This is a genomic window from Erythrobacter sp. (genome assembly GCF_038133525.1).
Taxonomy (GTDB): Bacteria; Pseudomonadota; Alphaproteobacteria; order Sphingomonadales; family Sphingomonadaceae; genus Qipengyuania.
The window spans coordinates 1-3,311 of the sequence record NZ_JAYPTL010000120.1; the positions used below are offsets into that span (position 1 = coordinate 1).

The following is a 3,311-nucleotide window of genomic DNA, read 5'->3' on the forward strand; positions in this document are numbered from 1 at the left end:
AGACCGCGCTGTTCTACGTCCGCCAGCGTACGCAGGATCTGCTCACGCAAATGGCGGTGAGCGTGCAGGGCTACCTCGCACTCGATCTGGTCAAGAAGAACAACGTTGAGTTGGTCAAGGGCGTCGACCGCGCCAGCACCACCACCGTCGGCGCGCTGCGCACGGCGGTGACCGTGGCGGAAGCGATGACCAACCAGCGGCTGGTGCTTGGCCAGATCACTGCGCTCAACGAGACCACTGCGGGCATCATCGATTCCACCAGCACCATGCTGCGCGACCAGACCGGCAAGATCCATGAACAGGCCGCCGCCAGTACGATCCCGCTGGAAACGCTGCAACGCGCCTTCCAGAACATCTACGACACGATGGACGAAGTGGACGCGTTCAAGCTGCGTGCGCTCGACAGCATGAAACAGACGGTCACCTTGCTCTCCAGCGAGGTGGAGAAGTCGAAGGGCTACATCGCCCGCGCCGAGGGACAGGCCCAGGCTTCGAAGCAGATCAACGAGAGCTCCCTGTTGACGGCCGAATGAGATGAACGACCTTACCCGTGAGAGCCAGCGCCTGATCGAGGAAGGCCGTCGCTTGCGCGACGACAATCGCGCGGGCGGGCGCCACCGGCGCGCACTCTCGATCGGCGAAGGCTCTGCCCGGGTAAAGCGCGACCACCTGAAGAAGAAGGTCCGCAACGTCGCCATCGCGCTGTTCGCGCTGTGGGTAGGCATGGGCGTGCTCGGCCTGATTATCGACGGGCTCGGCTTCGTCGGCGTCATGACGCTGGTACTCGCCAGCATCGTCGCCGTGGCGGTGCTGGGCAATTACCCCAAGCTCAAGACACCCAAGCTGCCCGACATCAACAAGGGCAACGTCCAGCAGATGGTCAGCCGCACCGAACTGTGGCTGGAGGCGCAGCGCCCCGCCCTGCCCGCGCCGGCGGTGACGCTGGTCGACCAGATCGGCGTCCAGCTCGATGGGCTCGGCTACCAGCTCGACGGGCTCGACCAAGATCATCCGAAGGCGCGCGAAGTGCGCAGCCTGGTGGGCGAACAGCTGCCGCAAATGGTCGAAAGCTATCGCAAGATCCCCTCCCATCTCCGGACCGAAAAGCGGGCCGGCTCTACCCCGGACGAACAGCTGACTGACAGCCTCGCCAAGATTAGCGGAGAGATCGATTCGATCACGCGTCAGCTTGCCGAAGGCTCGCTAGACGATCTCGCGATCAAGCACCGCTACCTCGACTACAAGTTTGGCGAAGGGGCTGAGACCAGCCCGCAATTGGAGCACAAGAGCTGATGCGCGTCCCGATCCGCCATGACCTGGACAAGGCGGAGGTCCGTCGCCGGCTACATTCGCGCAGCCACGAAATCGCCAATTTCATTCCCGGTGGCGTGGCCGATGTCACAACGACCTGGCCCAATGAGGACGTGATGACGCTATCCGTCGGCGCGATGGGCCAGAAGATCGATGGGCGCGTGCTGGTTGAGGAAGGCCAGGTCGTCTTCGAAGTCGACCTGCCTGCAATGCTGTCCTTCGTGGAGCCGATGATCTCCAAGGCGATCAAGAAGGAAGGCCAGAAGATGCTGGCCGACCACAGCGACAGCTGATCTCACCGCCTAATTAAAGAAGCGTTGCTGGTAATAGAACGGTGCGGCTACCGCCTCACCTGCGCGATTGGTCGCGGGGCGAAAACGCAGGCGCTCCATCACCAGCTGGCAGGTGGCCTGGTCGGTCTCGGGGAACGGGCTGGCGCGATAGACGCTACAATTGGTCGCTCGCCCGTCCGGCTGAACGATAACCCGCACAATCACAGAAGTTCCGATCCGCGCCTCGCGACCACCGGGAGGGATCGGGAAGTCGCGCGAGGAATTGAGGACGCCCGAGATGATCTCTGGCTTGGTCGCCGCGCCGCCGCCTCGGCCACCGCCGCCATCGCCACTTCCGGTTCCAATGCCGCTACCTGCAGCACCGGTTCCAGCCCCGGCGTCGGTAGCTCCCGAGCTGTCGGCCGCACCGGTCGATGCAGCCCGCGGCGCCGGCAGGTCCTCACGCACGCGCTGCTTGGGCGAGGGAGCGGTAACAGGCCTGGCGACCGCTTCCTGACCCGGATCGCCTTGGGCCCCGTCCGGTTCTGCATCCTCGGGCTCTTCCGGGGGCGCGCTCACTGTTACGGTAAAAGCTGAGACCACCGACCGCTCAAGCTGGGCCATCGGCCCCGGGGCGAAGCTGCGGATCAAGCCGTAGAAGATCCCGATGTGAATCAAGACGATGAGCGCGATTACCCATGGATTGGGTCGCTTCTTCTGAGCAGCGTAGCGGGTCGTTTCTTCAACCATCGAGCACCAACGGTCTATCTCACCTTTGCGTTCCGGGCGGTTCGCACCATCGCATAGCCAAGGGAAGCACGGCCGTTGATACAAATGAGGCGGCCTTTCCATCGAAAGGCCGCCCCCGATTGTTTCCGACCCGGAGCGAAGCGCCCCGGATCAGCTGTTCATTAGTAGCCGATCACGAACGACAGGCTCGCTGCGCGCGGCGCGCCGATCTGGACGAACGGCGAACTGCCGGCATTGAGGCTGCCACCGAAACCACCGACATAGAGTTCGTCGAACAGGTTGGTGATGTTCAGCTGGATGGCTGCCTGATTGCCCCACGGCGTTTCACCAAGGTTCCAACGCGCGTCGAGATCAACCAGCGTGTAACCCGACACGGTGGCCGAGCCATAACCCGACAGCGGCAGGTTTTCGTCGTTGATGTAACGCTTGCCGGTGCGCTTGGCCTGCAGGCCGAATTCGAACGGACCGGCATTGTACTGGACACGGCCACCGAAGGAGTGCGTCGGAGAGGAAGAAGGTCGGGTTGCCCGAACCATCTACGCCAGCCTGCACGTCTTCCTTGATGTCCGATTCAAGCACCGAACCGTAGACATAGAGCACGAAGTTCGGGGTCGGCTGCCACGAGATCGAGCCGTCCAGACCGTACTTATCGACCCGACCCAGGTTACGGTACACGGTGCGATCGATGATCGGATCGTAAGCCGAACCAAGGCGGTTGTTGTAGCGCGTGTACCAAGCGGTCACCTGGACATTGAAGTCGCCGGTACGCAGGCGGCCACCGAGATCGAAGGAATCGGTGGTTTCCGGAACCGGCTGAACGCTCGCCGTGTCGATCGGGAAGAAGATCGAGTTGTAGAGGTTATCGGTGCCGGGGACCTGCAGGCCCTTCGAATAGTTGGCGAACACCGAGATCCGGTTGCTGGGCTTGAACAGCAGGCCGACGTTCGGAAGAATGTCGTCATACTTGAGCACACGCTG

Annotated in this window: 5 protein-coding genes and 1 pseudogene; 3 read left to right on the plus strand and 3 right to left on the minus strand. The window is 62.7% G+C overall.

The features are described 5' to 3' along the window. From AAFM29_RS16815 to AAFM29_RS16825, 3 genes are all read left to right on the plus strand, one after another. Nucleotides 1–533, plus strand: a 533-nt coding sequence (locus AAFM29_RS16815) for a toxic anion resistance protein (protein WP_341713897.1), incomplete at its 5' end; no start/stop codon positions are given. Between the two features lies 1 nt (nt 534). After that, nucleotides 535–1,293 carry a hypothetical protein gene (locus AAFM29_RS16820; protein WP_341713898.1) on the plus strand — a complete coding sequence of 253 codons (759 nt, stop codon included), beginning with the start codon at nt 535–537 and terminating at the stop codon, nt 1,291–1,293. Further along, nucleotides 1,293–1,604 (plus strand): polyhydroxyalkanoic acid system family protein, encoded by a 312-nt coding sequence (locus tag AAFM29_RS16825; RefSeq protein WP_341713899.1) that lies wholly within the window; start codon nt 1,293–1,295, stop codon nt 1,602–1,604. Before AAFM29_RS16820 ends, AAFM29_RS16825 begins: the two co-directional genes overlap by 1 nt. 9 nt (nt 1,605–1,613) lie before the next feature. Here the strand turns inward: AAFM29_RS16825 and AAFM29_RS16830 are convergent, their stop codons facing one another. The 3 genes and pseudogenes from AAFM29_RS16830 to AAFM29_RS16840 all read right to left on the minus strand — a co-directional run. Beyond that, nucleotides 1,614–2,333 carry a TonB family protein gene (locus tag AAFM29_RS16830; RefSeq protein WP_341713900.1) on the minus strand — a complete coding sequence of 240 codons (720 nt, stop codon included), beginning with the start codon at nt 2,331–2,333 and terminating at the stop codon, nt 1,614–1,616. Between the two features lie 161 nt (nt 2,334–2,494). After that, a complete protein-coding gene (locus AAFM29_RS16835) occupies nt 2,495–2,869 on the minus strand; it encodes a TonB-dependent receptor domain-containing protein (RefSeq protein ID WP_341713901.1) in 375 nt (124 codons plus the stop codon). Continuing rightward, nucleotides 2,862–3,305, minus strand: a pseudogene (locus AAFM29_RS16840) (TonB-dependent receptor domain-containing protein); the annotation flags it as partial. The gene AAFM29_RS16835 and the pseudogene AAFM29_RS16840, both read right to left, overlap by 8 nt. Nucleotides 3,306–3,311: the final 6 nt, after the last annotated feature.

What these genes read in the sequence shown, in the direction of transcription:
- AAFM29_RS16820 (WP_341713898.1), top strand. Translation starts at nt 535, where the DNA reads ATGAACGACCTTACCCGTGAGAGCCAGCGCCTGATCGAGGAAGGCCGT.
- AAFM29_RS16825 (WP_341713899.1), top strand. Translation starts at nt 1,293, where the DNA reads ATGCGCGTCCCGATCCGCCATGACCTGGACAAGGCGGAGGTCCGTCGC.
- AAFM29_RS16830 (WP_341713900.1), bottom strand. Translation starts at nt 2,333, where the DNA reads ATGGTTGAAGAAACGACCCGCTACGCTGCTCAGAAGAAGCGACCCAAT.
- AAFM29_RS16835 (WP_341713901.1), bottom strand. Translation starts at nt 2,869, where the DNA reads ATGGTTCGGGCAACCCGACCTTCTTCCTCTCCGACGCACTCCTTCGGT.